Raw genomic sequence first — 17,282 nt, 5'->3', positions numbered from 1 at the left:
GCTGCGCAATCGCATCGAACGGACCATCGGTAAACTCAAGCAGCTACGCCGTATCGCCACACGATACGATCGCATCCCGCAAAACTATCTCGCTAGCCTATGCCTCGCTGCCCTCAGCTTCTGGTGCTGAATGTCGATTCAGCCTAGACCTTGATCACCGGGCTAGCCGCTCCATGCTGTTGTTCTACCGTGGTTTCCGAGTCGTCAGCTGATTCCAGCTGACTGCAAATCGCGTTACCCAAGCACCGGGATGTGCGGGCAAGCCTCGCGCGGCAATATACCTGCCAGTCGCGGATCCGCGAAGGTCTCGACCGCGCGCTCGAACGCGACGAAGCCGTGCCGCCGGTAGAAGCCGAGCGCGCCGGGGTGATCGAGCGTGCAGGTATGGACCCACATCCGCCTGGTGTCCTGACGCCAGCCCAGCGCCAGCGCCTGCGCCATCAGCCAGTTGCCATGACCCTTGCCGGTCAGTTCGGTGACGAACCCGAAAAAGCCGATTTCCACCTCGCCCTGCTGCCTGCGATCGAGCTCCAGCAGCCCGATTTCGATCCCCCGCCGATCCTCCACCGCATAAATCTCGACCGCAGGATGATGGATGGTCGCGAGCAACTCGTCCTCGGCCATCACCAGCCTTGAAAACCACATCCAGGGTTCGCCGATGCGGCGGAACAGCGCCTGATATTTCGCAGCGCCGGGCTGTTTCCAGCGCGTCAGCCGGAACGGTGCCGCCGGCAGCATCCGTGCCTTTGGCCGTTCGCGCATCTCCAGAGATGTGACGATGGTGGCTATCATGTGCGAAGGGACCGACGTCAGCGGCATCGCGTTTGTTTCAGCCTCCCTGCCAGGTCGTGGATGCTGTCCGCTACTCCCATGTCGCCACCGGCGGCAGGCTCATCAGGATCGCGTCGATGTTGCCCCCGGTCTTCAGGCCGAACGATGTTCCCCGGTCATAGACGAGATTGAACTCGGCATAGCGGCCGCGGAAGGCGAGCATGCGGCGTCGGTCGTCCTCGGTCGCCGTAGCGGCCATGCGGGCGCGCACGATCTTCGGGAAGATGTCGAGAAAGGCATCGCCGACATCACGCGTGAAGGCAAAATGGGCGTCGAAGTCGGCTGGTCCGTCGCAGTCGAGATGGTCGTAGAAGATGCCCCCCACGCCGCGATGGACCTGGCGGTGCGGAATCCAGAAATAGTCGTCGGCCCACTTGCTGAAGCGTTCATAATAGTCGGGCGCATGTGTATCGCAGGCGAGCTTCAGGCGCGCGTGGAAGGCTTCGGTGTCCGCGGCATAGGGGAGCGGGGGGTTGAGGTCCGCACCGCCGCCGAACCAGCGCTTCGTGGTGTTGAGGAAGCGGGTATTCATGTGGACCGCTGGAACGTGCGGATTGGCCATGTGCGCGACGAGGCTGATGCCGGTCGCGAAGAACGCCGGATTGTCGGCGCCTGCGCCATGGATGGTGCTGGCGAATTCGGGTGCGAAGGCGCCGCCGACGGTCGAGACGTTGACCCCGACCTTCTCGAACACCCGGCCCTTCATCAGTCCCTGGACGCCGCCTCCGCCCTTGGCTTCTGGATCGCCATCGCGATTCCAGGGCGAGTAAGTGAAGCGCGCGTCGCTGCCGGCCTCGGCCTCGATCGCCTCGAACGTGGCGCAGATACGGTCGCGCAGGGACTCGAACCAGGCCCGTGCCGCCGCCTGATCAGCATCGAGTTGCAATGTCATTCGGGCCATCCTTTGGTTTGTCGCAGCGCTTCGGCGAGCGCGATGCCAGCCGAGACCGCGACATTCAAGGACCGGAAACCCGGCCGCATCGGAATGCAGACGCGCAGATCCGCCTGATCGTGGACGCTGGGTGGTACACCTGCGCCCTCCGACCCGAACAGCAATATGTCATCGGCCGCGAAGCAGGCATCGACGAGCGTCAGCTCGCTGCGGGTCGATAGAAGCACGATGCGGCCGCGCCTGCCGCTGTTGAACGCTTCCCAGTCGGCATGGCGGACAATGTCCGCGTCCGCAGCGTAATCCATGCCGGATCTCTTCAGGCCCCGATCCGAAAAGGCGAATCCGCAAGGTTCGATGATGTCGATGGCGACGCCGAGACACGCGGCGAGTCGGAGAATTGTGCCGACGTTTCCGGCGATATCCGGCTGGTATAGGGCGATCCGCATGTTCCTGCTGATATCGGAATGTGTCGCGATGCGGCAATAATCGTGAAATGGGATTGGCAAAGCCGACGAACCGGCGCTATCAGCGCGCAGCCGCCGGGGATTTTGCGGGCGGTCGCGCATGCGCAGGGGGCAATGGCAGTTCGCTCTTACCCTCGTCGCACGCGCCAGCATCGTGGCAGCGCAAGGGTTCCGGAATGGCGACGCTCGAACATATAGATACGCCCGGCGAAGACGCCGGAAACGGCGTCCGTCGCCGTGATTTCATTAACATAGCGGCAGTGAGTTTCGCAGGCGTCGGCGCCGCGACGGTCTTGCTTCCCCTGATCAATCAGATGAATCCTTCGGCCGACGTGCTCGCTCTGGCGTCGATCGAGGTCGATCTCTCGGCGATCAAGGAAGGCCAGGCGATCAAAACGATCTTCCGCAAGCAGCCGCTGTTCGTCCGCCACCTGACTGCGGCCGAAATCGCCGCTGCCGACAAGGTGGACCCGGCGTCGCTGCGCGATCCGCAGACGCTCGAGCAGCGTACCGTCGGCGGCAAGAAGCAGTGGCTGATCACGATGGGTGTCTGCACCCATCTCGGCTGCGTTCCGCTGGGGGCCGGCGAAGGCGAGATCAAGGGCGAGTTTGGCGGTTATTTCTGCCCTTGCCACGGCTCGTCCTACGACACCGCCGCGCGCATCCGCAAAGGCCCGGCGCCGAAGAATCTCGAAGTGCCGAAATATGCCTTCAAATCCGACACCGTCGTGGCAGTGGGCTGAGGTAGAACGACATGAGCTTCCCCTGGGCAAATCATTACGCGCCTAAGCATCCGATGATGCAGTGGCTCGACGAGCGGCTTCCGCTGCCGCGCCTCGTCTACAATGCGATCGGTGCGGGCTATCCGGTGCCGCGCAACCTGAACTATTTCTGGAACTTCGGCGTGCTTTCGGGCGCTGCGCTGGGCATCCAGATCATCACCGGCATCATCCTGGCGATGCATTATGCCGCCAATGGCGCGGTGGCGTTCGACTCGGTCGAGCACATCATGCGCGATGTGAACTCGGGCTGGATGCTGCGCTACGCGCACGCCACCGGCGCGAGCTTCTTCTTCATCGTGGTCTATCTCCACATCTTCCGCGGCCTCTATTATGGATCGTACAAGGCGCCGCGCGAGATGGTGTGGCTGCTCGGCCTCGTCATCTATCTGCTGATGATGGCCACGGGCTTCATGGGCTATGTGCTTCCCTGGGGGCAGATGAGCTTCTGGGGCGCCAAGGTGATCACCGGCCTGTTCGGCGCCATCCCGATTGTCGGCACGCCGATCCAGACCTGGCTGCTGGGCGGCTTCGCGCCGGATAACGCCGCGCTTAACCGCTTCTTCTCGCTGCATTATCTGCTGCCGTTCGTGATTGCGGGTGTCATCATCCTGCACATCTGGGCGCTGCATATCCCCGGTTCGAGCAATCCGACCGGCATCGAGGTGAAGGGGCCGCAGGACACGGTTCCATTCCACCCCTATTACACCGCCAAGGATGGTTTCGGACTGGGCGTGTTCCTGATCCTCTACTGCCTGGTGCTGTTCTACGCGCCGAACGCGCTCGGCCACCCGGATAATTACATCCCGGCCAACCCGCTCTCGACGCCGGCGCACATCGTGCCCGAATGGTATTACTGGCCCTTCTACGCGATCCTGCGCGCCTTCACCTTCAACATCTTCGGCATCCCGGCCAAGCTGCTGGGCGTGGTGGCGATGTTCTCGGCGATCCTGCTGCTGTTCTTCCTGCCGTGGCTCGACAAGTCACCGGTGCGCTCGGGCAATTATCGCCCGGCGTTCAAGAAGTTCTTCTGGCTGCTGTGCGCCGACGTGATCGTGCTGGGCTATTGCGGCGGATCGCCGGCGGAAGAGCCTTATGTGATGATCTCGCAGCTCGCCGCAGCTTATTATTTCGCGCACTTCCTGATCATCCTGCCGATCGTGTCGCGGATGGAGCGTCCGTTGCCGTTGCCCAACTCGATCACCGAGGCGGTGCTGGAAGGAAAGAGCGGCGCAACGCTCTCGACGAGCACGCAGGCCTAAAGGGGATATAGAGACCATGGTTCGTCCCGTCGCATTCTTGGTAGGCCTCGGCTTTGCCGGGATCCTGCTCTACTCGCTGATCATGGGCGCGGCCGCCTATATCAGCGAGCCGCCGCAGCCCACCGCCGAGCACGAGTTCCACCTTCACCCGAAGGAAGTCTCGTTCGCGTCGGACGGGCCGTTCGGCAAGTTCGACCGCCAGCAGCTGCAGCGCGGCTTCCAGGTTTACAAGGAAGTCTGCTCGGCCTGCCATTCGCTTCATCAGGTCGCGTTCCGCGACTTTGCGGATCTCGGGTTCACCGATCCCGAGGTCAAGGCGATTGCCAAGGGCTGGTCGACCGAGGTTCCCTCGATCAACCCCGAGACCGGCGAGCCGGCGACCCGCAAGGGCACGCCTGCGGACAAGATCCCGTCGCCCTATCCGAACGAGGTCGCGGCGCGGGCTGGCAACAACAACGCGTTGCCGCCGGATCTATCGCTGATGACCAAGGCGCGTCATGACGGGCCGGCCTATGTCTATTCGCTGCTGACCGGCTATCAGGCGCAGCCCGCGGAACTGCTCAAGAAGTTCCCGGATTCGAAGACGCCGCCGTCGCTGCATTACAACCCCTATTTCGCGAACCTCAACATCGCGATGCCGCCGCCGCTGGTGGCGGATGGGCAGGTGACTTACGCCGACGGCACCAAGGCGACCGTCGACCAGATGGCGAAGGACGTCGCGGCGTTCCTCACCTGGACGGCCGAGCCCAAACTCGAGGCGCGGCATCGGGCCGGGCTCGCAGTGATCATCTTCCTGTTGATCGCGACCACGCTGGCCTATCTGTCCTACCGGAACATCTGGGCGGGCATTAAGCACTGAGCCTATGCGGCTCGATGAGAAAAGGGGCCGTCCGGCGAAGCCGGGCGGCCTTTTTCGTTTCTCATATTCTGGCAGGAGATAGCCGGCAATGACCACCAACCGGCTCGGCCTCATCGGCGGCAGCGGGCTCTATCGGATGCCGGCGCTCGCCGATGGCGAGTGGATCGATGTCGATACCGCGTGGGGAAAGCCATCGGACGCGCTGCTCATCGGCACGATCGGCGAGCGCGAGATCGCCTTCCTGCCGCGCCATGGACGAGGCCATAGGATGGCGCCTGGCGAGGTGAACTATCGCGCGAACATCGCGGCGCTCAAGGCGGCGGGCTGCACAGAGATCCTGGCGGTGTCGGCGGTCGGCGGGTTCAGGGAAGATGTTCCGCCGGGCACCTTCGTGATGGTGGATCAATATGTCGATCGCACCGTGCGCGGCGGGCGCAGCTTCTTCGGAGACGGCATCGTCGGGCATGTGGGGTTCGGCTGCCCGACCTGCGCCAGGCTGGGCGATGCCGTCGCAGCGGCGCTGCTTTCCGACGGTGGCGCGCATCGGATCGGGGGCACGATGCTCGTGATCGAAGGCCCGCAATTCTCCACGCGCGCCGAATCACTGCTCCACAAAAGCTGGGGCTGTGACGTGGTTGGCATGACCGGACTGCCGGAAGCCCGGCTCGCCCGCGAGGCTGAGCTTTGCTATGCGAGCGTGGCGATGGTGACCGATCATGACGCCTGGTCCGACGATCATGTCGACGTATCTACGGTGATCGCGATCATGAACGCCAATGTCACGCGTGCCCAGGCGTTGGTTGCCGCGGTGGCGGGCCGCACCGATGGCGGCACAGCCTGCCGGGAAGGCTGCGACCATGCGCTTGACGGCGCCATTATAACGGCGCGCGAAGCCTGGCCGGTAGCGACGCGTCGGCGTCTGGCGACGCTGACGCCGAGGCTGTTCAGCTGATCAGGAAGCCGCCATCCACGGCCAGCGCCTGCCCGGTGATATAAGAAGAGGCCGGGGCGGCGAAGAACAGGCAGGCATTGGCGATCTCGAGCGGCTCGGCCATTCGACCGAGCGGGAGACGCCCGGGGATCGTCATCGGTCCGCCAATCTGCAGCCCCTGTTGCTTCATCAGGTCGGTGGCCTCCTTCGCCCCTTCCGTCGCGACGCCGCCGGGCAGCACCGCGTTTACGCGGATCCCGTCGCTGGCGACCTCGAGCGCGACCGACCGTGTGAGGTTGGTCACCGCCGCCTTGGAGGCGCCATAGGAGCTGTTATGCGTGACCGCAGCCCGTTCGCCGCTGACGGAGGAGACGTTGACGATCGCGCCTCCGCGCCCGCCCTGCTTCATCGCCTTGATCGCCTCCCGCATGACGAGAAACGTACCACGCGTATTCACCGCCTGAAGCTGGTCCCATTGTGCAGCGGTCATCTCCAGGAATGGGCGCTTTGGGAAGATCGCCGCCACATGGACGAGGATATCGAGCCGGCCGAAGTCAGACACTGCCTGCGCAAAAAGCTGTTCGACGGCCTGCTCGTCGGAGATATCCGCCTGATATGCCCGTGCGCCCGGCAAGGGGCTTGCCACGTCAGCCGCGGTGTCCGGGTCGATGTCGCAGACGGCGACCCCGGCGCCTGCGCGGGTGAACAACGTGCTGGCGGCGGCGCCGATGCCCCGGCCCCCACCGGTCACCAGTGCTACCTTGCCGTCCAGCCGGAGCAATTGTTCGATCTCGTCCAAGACCCATCCTCACATCATCGGCAGGTACGCCGCCTGCCTGGCTACGCTCGAGCCACCGGATAACTCCACCGACACCGCATAAGCACCCCCGGCGGTGCAACCATCTCATTTGCGATGATCTGCCGCTCCGGTTGTAAGAGATTATCGCCCCTGCGACGATGCCGCAGGAGACCAGTATGAACGCACCCCAGCCTGCGACCAGATCGCCGATCCCGAACCATGTGCCCGAGAGCCTCGTGCTCGACTTCGATGGCTACCGACCGCTGGTCGGCGATGCCAGCTATCACGATTCCTACGCGCGGTGGCAGGACCGGGGCGTGCCGCCGGTGTTCTGGTCGCCGTATAATGGCGGGCACTGGATCATCGCGAATCGCCAGGTCCTCGCCGAGGCGTTCGCCGATTTCTCGCGTTTCTCGTCGGCGCAGGGAGCGTCGGTCGACCCCGTCGATCCTGCCCGGCCCAAGCTCGTCCCGATCGAAGCGGATCCGCCGCGCCAGCAGATCTTTCGAAAGCTGTTCTCGCCGGCCTTCATGGCAACCGCTCTCAAGGCCCGTGAACAGGAAGCGCGCGCGCTGGCGATCGAGCTGGTCGAGCAGCTGAAGCCGATGCGACGCTGCGAGTTCGTCACCGACTTCGCCCAACACCTGCCGATCCGCATTTTCATGAAGATGGTCGACCTGCCGGAGAGCGATCGTCTCACTCTGCTGCCGCTTGCCAACGCACAGGTCGCCGTCGATTCGCCGAAGCATGAAGCGATGGCCAAGCTTTTCGAATATGCCGGCAGGCATGTTGCCGCGCGTGCCGTGAATCCGGGCGACGACTTGATCAGCAAGATCGCTACCGCCGAGGTGGAAGGGCGGCCGATCGCCATGCACGAGGCGGTCGGCGTGACGGCGCTGCTGCTGATCGGTGGTCTCGATACGGTAGCGTCGATGATGGGCCACATCATGCATTTCCTCGCGCTGAACCCGGATCATCGCCGCCAGCTCGTGGAGGATCCGGCGATTGTCGCGTCGGCTACCGAAGAGTTCCTTCGCCGTTTCGCGCTCACCAATCCCGGCCGGACCGTGGTGCAAGACATCGATTTCCATGGAGCGCCCATGCGGAAGGGCGACAAGGTGATGCTGGCGACGCCGTTCGCAGCCGTCGACCCGGCGGATTATCCCGAGCCTCTGAAGGTCGACTTCCGGCGCAAGTCGAACACCAAGACCGTCTTCGGAGCCGGGCCGCACGTCTGTCCCGGATCGATGCTGGCCCGGATCGAGATCAAGATCCTGCTGGAGGAATGGCTGCCGCGCATCCCGGACTTCGGACTCGATCCTGATGATCCGCCGAGGATACGCACGGGCGTGAATGGCAGCGTCGAGTATCTGCCGCTCATCTGGTAGCGGTTGGTGCAGCGGAGGCCGCACGAGGCCTCCGGCCAGGCTAGCCCTCGGCCGCGCGGCGCTTCTGGATATTGGTGACCTTCATTGTCATCACGACCTCGTCATGCTGATTGAAGACGGTCAGGCGGAAGTTCACGAAGCCCATTTCGGGCTTCGAGCGCGGTGCGCTCTTCGACAATATCTCGGCTTCGACGCTGAGGGTATCACCGGCATAAACCGGCTTCACCCAGCGCAACTCGTCGACGCCGACGCCACCCAGCGAAAAATGGCCTTGCTCGGTCCAGTGGTCGGTCAATATTCGCATGACCATGGCGCAGCTGTGCCAGCCGCTCGCCGCGAGCCGGCCGAAGATCGGGTTGGCCGCAGCGGCGGCATCGTCGAGGTGGAAGGGTTGGGGGTCATATTTGGAAGCGAACTCGATCACTTCCTCTCGCGTGACCGGATAAGCGCCGAAGCGCTCGATCCTCCCCTCATCATAATCCTCGAAATAGCGCATCAGACATTGAACCTGAACAGCATGATGTCGCCGTCGTGGACGATATATTCCTTGCCTTCGGAGCGCAGCTTGCCGGCTTCGCGCGCCGCCGCCTCGCCGCCCAGCGCGACATAGTCCTTATAGCCCATCGTCTCGGCGCGGATGAAGCCGCGCTCGAAATCGCTGTGGATCACGCCGGCGGCGTTCGGTGCTTTTGCGCCCTTCTCGACAGTCCAGGCGCGAGCTTCCTTGGGGCCGACGGTGAAGAAGGTGATCAGGTCGAGCAGTTCATAGCCAGCGCGGATAACGCGGGTGAGCCCGGTTTCCGACAGGCCAAGATCGGACAGGAACTCGGCGCGGTCGGCCGGATCCAGCGTAACGATCTCGGCCTCGATCGCGGCCGAGACGATCACCGCCTTGGCGCCCTCGGCTTTCGCCTTTTCGAAGACGCGGGCCGACAGCGCGTTGCCTTCGGCAGCCGATCCTTCGTCGACGTTGCACACGTAAAGCACCGGTTTTGCGGTCAACAGTTGCGCCTGTGAGAAAATGCGCGCCTCGTCGTCATCCTTCGGTTGGGTGAGCCGGGCGGGCTTGCCTTCCCGTAGCAGTTCGAGCGCTTGGCCGAGCACCGCGGCGGCAGTCTTGGATTCCTTGTCGCCCTGCGCCGCTTTCTTGACGAAGGCGGGCACCCGCTTCTCGAGACTTTCGAGATCCGACAGCATCAGCTCGGTCTCGACAGTCTCGGCGTCGGCGATCGGATCGACCTTGCCCTCGACATGGGTGACGTCGCCATCCTCGAAGCAGCGAAGCACGTGGACGATCGCGTCGACCTCGCGGATATTGGCGAGGAACTGATTGCCAAGCCCTTCACCCTTCGACGCGCCGCGCACCAGGCCGGCGATGTCGACGAAGGCAAGCTGGGTCTCGACGATCTTGGCCGAGCCGCCGATCTTAGCGATTTCGTACAGGCGCGGATCGGGCACCGCCACCTGGCCGATGTTCGGCTCGATCGTGCAGAAGGGATAATTGGCCGCCTGCGCGGCCGCCGTCTCCGTCAGCGCGTTGAAGAGGGTGGACTTGCCGACATTCGGCAGCCCGACGATTCCACAGCGAAAACCCATATTGCCTCAAGCCCTGTTCGAATGCGCGCGCGATAGCCGGTGGCGACGACAAAGGCCAGTGGAAGCGACCTGGGTATCAACAAGGCCCCGAAGCATGCTTCGAAGCCTTGTTGATGTGCTATCGAGAGCGATCAGGTTCTGGACGGCGTGAACTGCGCCAGCGGCTTGGGCGCGCTTGCGGGGGTGATCTTCGGTGCAGGCTTGGCAGCCGGAGCCGCGCTGGTCGGCGTGACCGCCGGCGCGGCCTTGGCGGTGCCGCATGGTCCCGCGCTGGTCCGGATCAGCTTCGGTTGGCTGCTCGATCCGTCGGAGCTGTACTGGACCGTCTGGGTGCAACCGTCGGCGGTGGTCGTGCTCGACACATAGCTATAGTGCATCACGCCGACCGGCCGGCCCGCTGCGTTCGTCATCAAGATGCCCCTGCCGTCGGCCGCCGACATCTGAGCCTGCATGGCCGCGACCTGGCGCATCATAGCCTGGGCATGCGCTTCCATCGCCGCCGAGATGCGCTCCATCTCGGCGAAAGCGGAGCCGGGGCCTGAGGCCGCAACGAAGATCGGGTCAGGCGCGGGATCACGCACGAACATCACTTGCGGAGCGACATCACCTTCATAGCGAATATGCTCGACGGAGCCGTCGGGCAGGGCGACCAGCATCATCTTGCTGTCGTCACGCGCGGCGATGGCCGCTCCGGCGAGAGCCGCCGTGGCGGCGGTGGCAATGATGGCGGTCCGAACAAAACGCATGGCTTTGCCTCCATTGTTGGAATCAGGGCGAGAAATTTAAATCGCCCAAGCTGAACCGCCGATAAACGGACTTTCGCGCCGCCCCGCGCTATGAACGCGGCGAGGCCTATTCCTGCGGAAAGAAATCGGCGTAGGGTTCCGCCTCGGCGAGAACGCGCGCGAAGGACGGACGGCTGGCAAGACGGCTGAAATAGGCGGACAGCGCAGGCCGGTCGCCCCAAGGCTCGACCTTCCAGGCATAGTGCAGCGCAGGAGCGGCGGCACAGTCGGCCATGGAAAAGTCGCCGGCCGCCCATTCACGCCCCTCCATATGGCGTTCGATCAGGTCATAGGACTGGCGAATCCGCGCGCGCGCTTCGGCAACGCCGCTTGGATCGCGGGAGGCCGTGGGGCGAAGCCGGTCTGCGACGACTTTCTGCATGTGATGATGGACATGGTCGTCGAACAGCCGGTCCCAGAGCCGTACCCCGCGCGCGGCGGCAGGCTCGGCCGGGATCAGCCCGGCGGCCGGATAATGATGCGCGAGATACTCGATGATGATCGTCGATTCGGGAACCAGTTCCCCGCTCGCCTCGTCGCGCATGACCGGGAACTTGCCGAGCGGCCATTGCGCGTAAAATGCGGCTCGGGAGTGTTCATCACCCAGATCGACGATGACCGGATCGAACGCTGCGCCGCATTCGTACAGTGCGATGAGCGCCTTCATGCAGAAGGACGAGAAGGGGTGGTACCAGAGCGTCAGCGACATGCTGCGGATAATCCGACAGCGAGATAGTGAACACAATCGTTAAATGGCTCAGTCGCCGACGAGCTTCAGGGCAACCTCGCTCATGAAGCGGGCGTCCTCTCCCGAGGCAAGCCATGGCGCTTCGCGGGCTATCACGCCGAGCATCTCGGCGAGCGGATCGAGTTCGGACTTCATATAATTGCCCAGGACATGGCCGGTCACGCGATCCTTATGCCCGGGATGGCCGATGCCGATCCTGACGCGACGAAAGGCATTTCCGATATGGGCCTCGGTCGAACGCAGGCCATTGTGCCCCGCGGTGCCCCCGCCGGTCTTCACCTTGACCTTGAACGGCGCGAGATCGAGTTCGTCGTGGAAAACGGTGACGTCGCCGGTCTCCGCCTTGAAGAAGCGCATCGCTTCGCCGACCGATCGGCCGCTGTCGTTCATGAAGGTCGCGGGCTTTACCAGCAGGATGCGCTGCGTACCGATCCGGCCCGCCGCGGCCCAGCCCTGGAATTGCTTCTTCCAAGGGTCGAAGTCGTGGAGCTCGGCAATCGTGTCGACCGCCATGAAGCCCACATTATGCCGATGCATCGCATATTGCGCGCCCGGATTGCCGAGACCGACCCAGATTTGCATGGCGGTGTCCTATCCCCTCACGGCCCGCCATACCAGATGACGATTGCCGCAAAGAAAAAGCCCCGCCGGCTTGCGCGGGCGGGGCTCTGTTCGGTCGAAGGGAGGGAGATCAGCCCTCGGCGCCCTCGGCGCCAGCTTCGCCGGCGTCTTCACCACCTTCGGAGCTCTTCAGAGCTGACGGGGCGACGATCGTCGCGAGGGTGATGTCGGTGTGATCGACCGCGGTGGCGCCCTTCGGCAGGGTGATCTGCGACAGGTGGATATTGTCGCCGACTTCGAGGCCCTTCAGCGAGATAGTGATCTCGTCGGGGATCTCGGCCGCGTCGACCGACAGTCCAAGGTCATGCACGACGATGTTGAGCACGCCGCCGCGCTTGATGCCCGGCGACAGATCTTCGTCGATGAAGTGGACGGGGACGTTGACGGTCACCTTCGAATGCTCGCCGATCCGCAGGAAGTCGGCATGGAGCGGGCGATCGGTGACGGGATGGAACTGGACGTCCTTCGGCAGGGTGCGGATCTTCTCGCCGGCCACGTCGAGCATGACGACGCTGTTGAAGAAATGCCCGGTGTGGAGCATCTTCATCAGCACCTTCTCTTCGAGGTGGATCGCAGTCGGCTCCTGCTTGTTGCCGTAGATAACGGCGGGGACGCGGCCTTCACGACGCATGGCTCGGGAGGCTCCCTTGCCTGCCCGATCGCGCGCCTCGGCCGACAGGTCGAGCACTTCGCTCATAACATGTCTCCAGTTCGCATTTGAGTTTCCAAGACCCGTCTGCCTCCAGGGATGACCAGACGGGATGGGCGCGCATAGAGGCAACCGGCGCGAAAGGCAAGCGGGGCCGCCATCCGCATTCGATTGCGGTGACGGCCGCAGACGTGCATGAGCGCGCGATGCTGGACGAACATATCCTCTTCATCGATGGCGAAGCTATCGTGATCGACAAGCCATCCGGCTTGCCGGTCGATGCGCCGCGCGACGGCAGCATCAGCATCGAGAACCATCTCCAGTCGCTCAGCTTCGGTTTCAAGCGCTGGCCCAGCGCGGTCCATCGGCTCGACCGCGATACCTCCGGCTGCCTGTTGCTCGCGCGCAATCCCAAGGCCCACAAACGGTTCGCACTCGCCTTTGAGGAGGGGCTGGTGCAGAAGACCTACCTTGCGATCCTCGACGGTGTGCCGACGGCCACCGAGGGGATGATCGACCTTCCCCTCGTGAAAGTCTCGACCCGCGAGAGCGGCTGGCGGATGGTCGGCGACCCCAGGGGCAAGCCTGCCAGCACCGCCTGGCGGCTGGTCGCCACGTCCGGCGGCAAGGCGCTGGTCGAGTTCAAGCCGACAACGGGCCGCACGCACCAGATCCGCGTGCATGCCGCGACCGGCATCGGCGTGCCGATTCTCGGCGATCCGGTTTATGGCCGGGGCGGCGGCGTAACCCTGCTCCACGCGCTCGCGATCAGCGTGCCGCGCGACGGCAAGCCGCCGATCGCCGCCCGGGCGCCCTTGCCCGAGCGCTTCGCCGCGCTGGGTTTCGCCGACCCGGCCTGACCGCCATGCCGCGCATCGCCGTGACCGATCACATCTCGATAGATGCCGACGAGATCGAGGAGCGCTTCATCCGGGCGAGTGGGCCGGGCGGGCAGAACGTCAACAAGGTTTCGAGTGCCGTCGAGCTGCGTTTCGATGCCCGGCGCTCGCCCTCGCTGCCCGACGCGGTATCGGCCCGCCTGCAGAAGCTCGCGGGCTCCCGTCTGACGCTTGACGGCGTGATCGTCATCCAGGCCCAGGAATATCGCGACCAGCCGCGCAACCGCGAGGCCGCGCTGGAGCGGCTCCTCGATCTCATTCGCCAGGCGACGATCGTGCCGAAGCGGCGCAAGCCGACCAAGGCAAGCTTCTCGTCGAAGGTGAAGCGGCTCGAGGGCAAGTCCAAGCGGTCCGGGGTGAAGGCCGGGCGCGGAAAACCCGCGATAGACTGAAGCGGATCACACCCCGCCGAGATGATAGATGCCGAAGGCCGTGACGGCGCCCATGAAGGCGCCGCCGATTGCGATCGCCCCGAGCAGCGCGGCCGGCCGGATCAGCTTTTCGTCGAGCGCGGCGCGCCATGTCGCCAGCGAGAGCGGAAGGTAGATCAGCGTCGCCGTCATGATTCCAGGCGAGCTGCTGTCATAGGCGACAACGCTCATGAGGTGATAGACGAAGTTCCAGAACAGGTTGCCGGCCGCCCAGGCCAGCAGCCAGAAGATCGCGGCCGGCGATTTCGATCTAGCGGCCCAGCGCGTCAGCAGCAGCATGACGACGATGAAGGCGGCATTGCTGGCGAGGAAGGTCGGCAGCTCCATGGGCTGGCCCGTGACCTCGGTCGCCCAGGCTGGATAGCCGGTGAGATATTCTTCCGCGACATGGGCGGCGAACATGATCGGCAACAGCCAGATCAGTCGAAAAAAGGACATCGTCATGGCAAGCTCCCCCGCAATATTGGCGAGACGATATCGCAAGCGGGTTGAAGCGCAAGCGAAGCGGGGCCAGACCGGAATGATGTACGAGTTCGATATCGACCAGCATGGCGGCAAGGCGGAGCTTTATGCGGACATGGCGGCGGCGCTGGCGGCCCTGACGGCGGATGAGCCCGACGCGATCGCCAATATGGCCAATGCGGCCGCTCTGATCTGGGAATATCTTCCCGACCTGAACTGGGCAGGCTTTTATCGCGCGATCGATGATGAGCTCGTGCTCGGCCCGTTCCAGGGGAAGACGGCGTGCATCCGGATAGCGTTCGGCCAGGGCGTGTGCGGGACCGCTGCGGCGACGCGCGAGCCGCAATGCATAGCCGACGTGCATGCCTTTCCCGGCCATATCGCGTGCGACGCAGCCTCCGCGTCCGAGCTGGTGATGCCGATCGTGCACGAGGGGCGGCTCATCGGCGTGCTCGATCTCGACAGTCCGGTGGCGGGGCGGTTCGATGCGGCGGATGTGACCGGTTGTGCGGAGCTGGTAGCCGTGCTCGGCCCGCGGATTGCCGGCTGACGGAGAGGTCCAAGCGGCAACGCGGTTCAGCTCATCCGGTCGAGCGCTTCCTCGCTCAGCGAGCCCGGCACGATCATCAGCGGGCAGGGCATCTGCCCGGCCTCGGCGCCGGCGAAATGGCCGATCAGCTTGCTCGGCGGCCCGCCGGCGGGGGCACCGAGCACCAGCGCCGCGACATGCGGCTGCTCGGCGAGAATCTCGCGGACCGCCATAACGGGATCGCCCTGCCGGACGGTGATCGACGGCATGATGCCGGTCTCCTCGATCAGGGCGCTCGCAGCCTGCGCTACCATGGCTTCGGCGCGGAGCCGGGCCTCCTCCTCCATCGCCGCCTGCACGGCCCCCCACTGGACGAACTCCTGTTGGGCCACCAGCGCCAGGATCTCGACCGCGCCGCCAGTCTTGGTGGCACGGCGCGCGGCAAAGCGCAGCGCCACGCGCGACGCGTCGTTGTCGTCGATGACCACCAAGTAGGTACGCACGCCCGTTCCGCTCCCCGTCTATCGATTGAACGGTGCGCCGTTTGAGCATTTTGCGCAAGCGCCCCATCCTAGCCCTTGACCTCGTCACATTGAGCGGGAAAGAGAAACCCGCATCGACCCCATTTCCGCCCTCAGGGGACATATAATATGCCAATTGAGTTGAAGATGCCCGCGCTCTCGCCGACCATGGAGGAGGGCAACCTGGCCAAATGGCTTGTGAAGGAGGGTGACGTCGTCAAGTCGGGCGATCTGCTCGCTGAAATCGAAACCGACAAGGCGACGATGGAATTCGAGGCGGTCGACGAGGGGACAATTGCGAAGCTCGTTGTCGCTGAAGGGACCGAGGGCGTGAAGGTCGGCGCGGTGATCGCGCTGATCCAGGGCGAAGATGAGGACGCCGCGACGACGCCTGCGGCCGCACCGAAAAAGCCCCAGGAAGACACGAAGCCTGCTGCCGCGGCTCAGCCGACACCGCCGTCTTCCGGCGAAGCGAAGGCCCCTGCGCCTTCTCCCAAGCTCGCTGCCACGCCGGCTGGATCGAATGAGCGGGTGAAGGCCAGCCCGCTCGCGAAGCGGCTGGCGGCAGCGCAAGGCATCGATCTAACCGTAATCACCGGCTCCGGCCCCAACGGGCGGATCGTGAAGCTCGACCTCGACGGTGCGCCCCAGGGTGTCGCAAAGCCTGCAGGCGCTGCTGTCGCTGCCGCGGCTCCCGCAGCTGCAGCCAAGCCCGCGCCCGCGGCCAGCGCCATTTCCAGCGAAATCCCGCAGGAAGTCGTCAAGCTTTCGGGCATGCGCAAGGTCATCGCGCGGCGGCTGACCGAATCGATGCAGCAGAGCCCGCATATCTACCTGACCGTAGATATCCGCCTCGACGCTTTGCTCAAGCTGCGGAGCGATCTGAACAAGTCGCTTGAGACCCGCGGCGTCAAATTGTCGGTCAACGATCTGCTGATCAAGGCGCTGGCGATCGCATTGATGGAAGTACCGGACTGCAATGTCTCTTTTGCGGGAGACATGCTGGTGAAGTACAAGCGCGCGGATATCTCCATCGCCGTGGCCATCCCCGGCGGGCTGATCACGCCGATCGTCAAGGGCGCCGACACCAAGGGCATTGCCGCGATCGCGACCGAAGCCAAGGATCTTGCCCAGCGCGCGAAGGAGGGCAAGCTCCTGCCCGATGAATATCAAGGCGGCACCGCCTCGATCTCGAACATGGGCATGTTCGGCATCAAACACTTCACCGCGGTGATCAACCCGCCACAGGCGATGATCATGGCGGTGGGATCGGGCGAGAAGCGGCCTTACATCGTCGACGATGTGCTTTCGACTGCAACGATCATGACGGCGACCGGCAGCTTCGATCACCGCGCCATCGATGGCGCGGTCGGCGCACAGCTGATGGCGGCGTTCAAGCGATTGGTCGAAAATCCCCTGAGCATGCTTGCCTGATGGCCGACCCCGGCGAGGCATTGCCGTCCAGTGGAGAGCCGGCGATCCGGGTGGTGGCGATGCCAGCCGATACCAATGCGAATGGGGATATCTTCGGCGGCTGGCTGGTAAGTATGATGGATCTCGCGGCCGGTACGGTCGCGTCGACCCATAGCCGGGGGCGCACCGCGACCGTGGCGATGGACGGCATGACCTTCCATCGGCCTGTCCAGATCGGCGACGTCGTGTCGGTTTATGCCGAGCTGATGTCGGTCGGGCGGACATCGATGAAGATCGACGTGACGGCCTGGCGGCGCGCGCGGGCGGGCCTTGAGAGCGAGAAGGTTACCCATGCGACGATGACGTTCGTCGCGATCGATGATGATGGGCGGCCACGTGCCGTCGTTGCACAGCCTTAAGTGA

The 17,282-nt window shown here is 64.3% G+C and carries 22 protein-coding genes; 10 read left to right on the top strand and 12 right to left on the bottom strand.

Going from position 1 to position 17,282, the window contains the following annotated elements; genetic code table 11:
* Window positions 1–234 precede the first annotated feature (234 nt).
* The 3 genes from AC1DQK_RS15630 to AC1DQK_RS15620 are packed head-to-tail and all read right to left on the bottom strand — an operon-like array spanning window position 235 to window position 2,169.
* Window positions 235–819: a GNAT family N-acetyltransferase gene (locus tag AC1DQK_RS15630; RefSeq protein WP_477872130.1), complete on the bottom strand. Its 585-nt coding sequence runs from the start codon at window positions 817–819 to the stop codon at window positions 235–237.
* A gap of 43 nt (window positions 820–862) precedes the next feature.
* Window positions 863–1,723, bottom strand: coding sequence for an oxygen-dependent coproporphyrinogen oxidase (gene hemF / locus AC1DQK_RS15625; protein ID WP_477872128.1), 861 nt, complete (start codon window positions 1,721–1,723; stop codon window positions 863–865).
* Entirely contained in the window at window positions 1,720–2,169 is a 450-nt protein-coding gene (locus AC1DQK_RS15620; protein WP_477872126.1) for a tRNA (cytidine(34)-2'-O)-methyltransferase, read from the bottom strand. Before AC1DQK_RS15620 ends, hemF begins: the two co-directional genes overlap by 4 nt.
* A gap of 194 nt (window positions 2,170–2,363) precedes the next feature.
* Between AC1DQK_RS15620 and petA the strand changes: the two genes are divergently transcribed.
* From petA to AC1DQK_RS15600, 4 genes are all read left to right on the top strand, one after another.
* Window positions 2,364–2,930: a ubiquinol-cytochrome c reductase iron-sulfur subunit gene (gene petA, locus AC1DQK_RS15615; protein WP_477872124.1), complete on the top strand. Its 567-nt coding sequence runs from the start codon at window positions 2,364–2,366 to the stop codon at window positions 2,928–2,930.
* Between the two features lie 11 nt (window positions 2,931–2,941).
* Window positions 2,942–4,228 carry a cytochrome b gene (locus AC1DQK_RS15610; protein WP_477872121.1) on the top strand — a complete coding sequence of 429 codons (1,287 nt, stop codon included), beginning with the start codon at window positions 2,942–2,944 and terminating at the stop codon, window positions 4,226–4,228.
* 16 nt (window positions 4,229–4,244) lie between these two features.
* Window positions 4,245–5,087 (top strand): cytochrome c1, encoded by an 843-nt coding sequence (locus tag AC1DQK_RS15605; RefSeq protein WP_477872119.1) that lies wholly within the window; start codon window positions 4,245–4,247, stop codon window positions 5,085–5,087.
* A gap of 88 nt (window positions 5,088–5,175) precedes the next feature.
* The gene (locus AC1DQK_RS15600) at window positions 5,176–6,039 is read left to right on the top strand and encodes a phosphorylase family protein (RefSeq protein WP_477872117.1); all 864 of its coding nucleotides are present in this window, start codon (window positions 5,176–5,178) and stop codon (window positions 6,037–6,039) included.
* Here AC1DQK_RS15600 and AC1DQK_RS15595 read toward each other — a convergent pair.
* Entirely contained in the window at window positions 6,032–6,817 is a 786-nt protein-coding gene (locus AC1DQK_RS15595; RefSeq protein ID WP_477872115.1) for an SDR family NAD(P)-dependent oxidoreductase, read from the bottom strand. The genes AC1DQK_RS15600 and AC1DQK_RS15595 overlap by 8 nt on opposite strands.
* Window positions 6,818–6,993: 176 nt before the next feature.
* On the opposite strand from AC1DQK_RS15595, the gene AC1DQK_RS15590 reads away from it, so the two are divergent.
* Entirely contained in the window at window positions 6,994–8,205 is a 1,212-nt protein-coding gene (locus AC1DQK_RS15590) for a cytochrome P450 (RefSeq protein WP_477872113.1), read from the top strand.
* Window positions 8,206–8,245: 40 nt separating this feature from the next.
* Here the strand turns inward: AC1DQK_RS15590 and AC1DQK_RS15585 are convergent, their stop codons facing one another.
* The 6 genes from AC1DQK_RS15585 to AC1DQK_RS15560 all read right to left on the bottom strand — a co-directional run bounded on the left by AC1DQK_RS15585 (window position 8,246) and on the right by AC1DQK_RS15560 (window position 12,652).
* Window positions 8,246–8,701, bottom strand: coding sequence for a MaoC family dehydratase (locus tag AC1DQK_RS15585; RefSeq protein WP_477872112.1), 456 nt, complete (start codon window positions 8,699–8,701; stop codon window positions 8,246–8,248).
* Entirely contained in the window at window positions 8,701–9,801 is a 1,101-nt protein-coding gene (gene ychF / locus AC1DQK_RS15580) for a redox-regulated ATPase YchF (protein WP_477872110.1), read from the bottom strand. The genes AC1DQK_RS15585 and ychF overlap by 1 nt, the downstream gene beginning before the upstream one ends.
* A 131-nt stretch (window positions 9,802–9,932) precedes the next feature.
* Window positions 9,933–10,547, bottom strand: coding sequence for a hypothetical protein (locus AC1DQK_RS15575; protein WP_477872108.1), 615 nt, complete (start codon window positions 10,545–10,547; stop codon window positions 9,933–9,935).
* A gap of 106 nt (window positions 10,548–10,653) precedes the next feature.
* The gene (locus AC1DQK_RS15570; protein ID WP_477872106.1) at window positions 10,654–11,295 is read right to left on the bottom strand and encodes a glutathione S-transferase family protein; all 642 of its coding nucleotides are present in this window, start codon (window positions 11,293–11,295) and stop codon (window positions 10,654–10,656) included.
* Window positions 11,296–11,343: 48 nt separating this feature from the next.
* Window positions 11,344–11,916, bottom strand: coding sequence for an aminoacyl-tRNA hydrolase (gene pth, locus AC1DQK_RS15565; RefSeq protein WP_477872104.1), 573 nt, complete (start codon window positions 11,914–11,916; stop codon window positions 11,344–11,346).
* A gap of 109 nt (window positions 11,917–12,025) precedes the next feature.
* On the bottom strand, window positions 12,026–12,652 hold the full coding sequence (locus AC1DQK_RS15560) for a 50S ribosomal protein L25/general stress protein Ctc (RefSeq protein ID WP_477872102.1): 627 nt from the start codon (window positions 12,650–12,652) through the stop codon (window positions 12,026–12,028).
* Between the two features lie 158 nt (window positions 12,653–12,810).
* Between AC1DQK_RS15560 and AC1DQK_RS15555 the strand changes: the two genes are divergently transcribed.
* Together AC1DQK_RS15555 and arfB are read left to right on the top strand one after the other, a co-directional pair.
* Window positions 12,811–13,464 (top strand): RluA family pseudouridine synthase, encoded by a 654-nt coding sequence (locus tag AC1DQK_RS15555; protein WP_477872100.1) that lies wholly within the window; start codon window positions 12,811–12,813, stop codon window positions 13,462–13,464.
* Between the two features lie 5 nt (window positions 13,465–13,469).
* Window positions 13,470–13,895: an alternative ribosome rescue aminoacyl-tRNA hydrolase ArfB gene (gene arfB, locus AC1DQK_RS15550; RefSeq protein WP_477872098.1), complete on the top strand. Its 426-nt coding sequence runs from the start codon at window positions 13,470–13,472 to the stop codon at window positions 13,893–13,895.
* 6 nt (window positions 13,896–13,901) lie between these two features.
* On the opposite strand, the gene AC1DQK_RS15545 is transcribed toward arfB, so the two are convergent.
* The gene (locus AC1DQK_RS15545; RefSeq protein ID WP_477872096.1) at window positions 13,902–14,378 is read right to left on the bottom strand and encodes an HXXEE domain-containing protein; all 477 of its coding nucleotides are present in this window, start codon (window positions 14,376–14,378) and stop codon (window positions 13,902–13,904) included.
* A 79-nt stretch (window positions 14,379–14,457) separates the two neighbouring features.
* Between AC1DQK_RS15545 and AC1DQK_RS15540 the strand changes: the two genes are divergently transcribed.
* Complete coding sequence (locus tag AC1DQK_RS15540) at window positions 14,458–14,946, top strand: GAF domain-containing protein (protein WP_477872142.1); 489 nt, start codon at window positions 14,458–14,460, stop codon at window positions 14,944–14,946.
* A gap of 26 nt (window positions 14,947–14,972) precedes the next feature.
* Here AC1DQK_RS15540 and AC1DQK_RS15535 read toward each other — a convergent pair whose 3' ends face one another.
* Window positions 14,973–15,428 (bottom strand): universal stress protein, encoded by a 456-nt coding sequence (locus AC1DQK_RS15535; protein WP_477872094.1) that lies wholly within the window; start codon window positions 15,426–15,428, stop codon window positions 14,973–14,975.
* A 147-nt stretch (window positions 15,429–15,575) separates the two neighbouring features.
* Between AC1DQK_RS15535 and AC1DQK_RS15530 the strand changes: the two genes are divergently transcribed.
* Together AC1DQK_RS15530 and AC1DQK_RS15525 are read left to right on the top strand one after the other, a co-directional pair.
* On the top strand, window positions 15,576–16,880 hold the full coding sequence (locus AC1DQK_RS15530; protein ID WP_477872092.1) for a pyruvate dehydrogenase complex dihydrolipoamide acetyltransferase: 1,305 nt from the start codon (window positions 15,576–15,578) through the stop codon (window positions 16,878–16,880).
* Entirely contained in the window at window positions 16,880–17,278 is a 399-nt protein-coding gene (locus AC1DQK_RS15525) for an acyl-CoA thioesterase (RefSeq protein ID WP_477872090.1), read from the top strand. The genes AC1DQK_RS15530 and AC1DQK_RS15525 overlap by 1 nt, the downstream gene beginning before the upstream one ends.
* Window positions 17,279–17,282: the final 4 nt, after the last annotated feature.

It is taken from the genome of Rhizorhabdus sp. P4_G5 (genome assembly GCF_056401065.1).
This window is presented reverse-complemented; position numbering and strand designations above follow the sequence as displayed.

What these genes read in the sequence shown, in the direction of transcription:
- AC1DQK_RS15630 (WP_477872130.1), bottom strand. Translation starts at nt 819, where the DNA reads ATGCCGCTGACGTCGGTCCCTTCGCACATGATAGCCACCATCGTCACA.
- hemF (WP_477872128.1), bottom strand. Translation starts at nt 1,723, where the DNA reads ATGACATTGCAACTCGATGCTGATCAGGCGGCGGCACGGGCCTGGTTC.
- AC1DQK_RS15620 (WP_477872126.1), bottom strand. Translation starts at nt 2,169, where the DNA reads ATGCGGATCGCCCTATACCAGCCGGATATCGCCGGAAACGTCGGCACA.
- petA (WP_477872124.1), top strand. Translation starts at nt 2,364, where the DNA reads ATGGCGACGCTCGAACATATAGATACGCCCGGCGAAGACGCCGGAAAC.
- AC1DQK_RS15610 (WP_477872121.1), top strand. Translation starts at nt 2,942, where the DNA reads ATGAGCTTCCCCTGGGCAAATCATTACGCGCCTAAGCATCCGATGATG.
- AC1DQK_RS15605 (WP_477872119.1), top strand. Translation starts at nt 4,245, where the DNA reads ATGGTTCGTCCCGTCGCATTCTTGGTAGGCCTCGGCTTTGCCGGGATC.
- AC1DQK_RS15600 (WP_477872117.1), top strand. Translation starts at nt 5,176, where the DNA reads ATGACCACCAACCGGCTCGGCCTCATCGGCGGCAGCGGGCTCTATCGG.
- AC1DQK_RS15590 (WP_477872113.1), top strand. Translation starts at nt 6,994, where the DNA reads ATGAACGCACCCCAGCCTGCGACCAGATCGCCGATCCCGAACCATGTG.
- AC1DQK_RS15585 (WP_477872112.1), bottom strand. Translation starts at nt 8,701, where the DNA reads ATGCGCTATTTCGAGGATTATGATGAGGGGAGGATCGAGCGCTTCGGC.
- ychF (WP_477872110.1), bottom strand. Translation starts at nt 9,801, where the DNA reads ATGGGTTTTCGCTGTGGAATCGTCGGGCTGCCGAATGTCGGCAAGTCC.
- AC1DQK_RS15575 (WP_477872108.1), bottom strand. Translation starts at nt 10,547, where the DNA reads ATGCGTTTTGTTCGGACCGCCATCATTGCCACCGCCGCCACGGCGGCT.
- AC1DQK_RS15570 (WP_477872106.1), bottom strand. Translation starts at nt 11,295, where the DNA reads ATGTCGCTGACGCTCTGGTACCACCCCTTCTCGTCCTTCTGCATGAAG.
- pth (WP_477872104.1), bottom strand. Translation starts at nt 11,916, where the DNA reads ATGCAAATCTGGGTCGGTCTCGGCAATCCGGGCGCGCAATATGCGATG.
- AC1DQK_RS15560 (WP_477872102.1), bottom strand. Translation starts at nt 12,652, where the DNA reads ATGAGCGAAGTGCTCGACCTGTCGGCCGAGGCGCGCGATCGGGCAGGC.
- AC1DQK_RS15555 (WP_477872100.1), top strand. Translation starts at nt 12,811, where the DNA reads ATGCTGGACGAACATATCCTCTTCATCGATGGCGAAGCTATCGTGATC.
- arfB (WP_477872098.1), top strand. Translation starts at nt 13,470, where the DNA reads ATGCCGCGCATCGCCGTGACCGATCACATCTCGATAGATGCCGACGAG.
- AC1DQK_RS15545 (WP_477872096.1), bottom strand. Translation starts at nt 14,378, where the DNA reads ATGACGATGTCCTTTTTTCGACTGATCTGGCTGTTGCCGATCATGTTC.
- AC1DQK_RS15540 (WP_477872142.1), top strand. Translation starts at nt 14,458, where the DNA reads ATGTACGAGTTCGATATCGACCAGCATGGCGGCAAGGCGGAGCTTTAT.
- AC1DQK_RS15530 (WP_477872092.1), top strand. Translation starts at nt 15,576, where the DNA reads ATGCCAATTGAGTTGAAGATGCCCGCGCTCTCGCCGACCATGGAGGAG.
- AC1DQK_RS15525 (WP_477872090.1), top strand. Translation starts at nt 16,880, where the DNA reads ATGGCCGACCCCGGCGAGGCATTGCCGTCCAGTGGAGAGCCGGCGATC.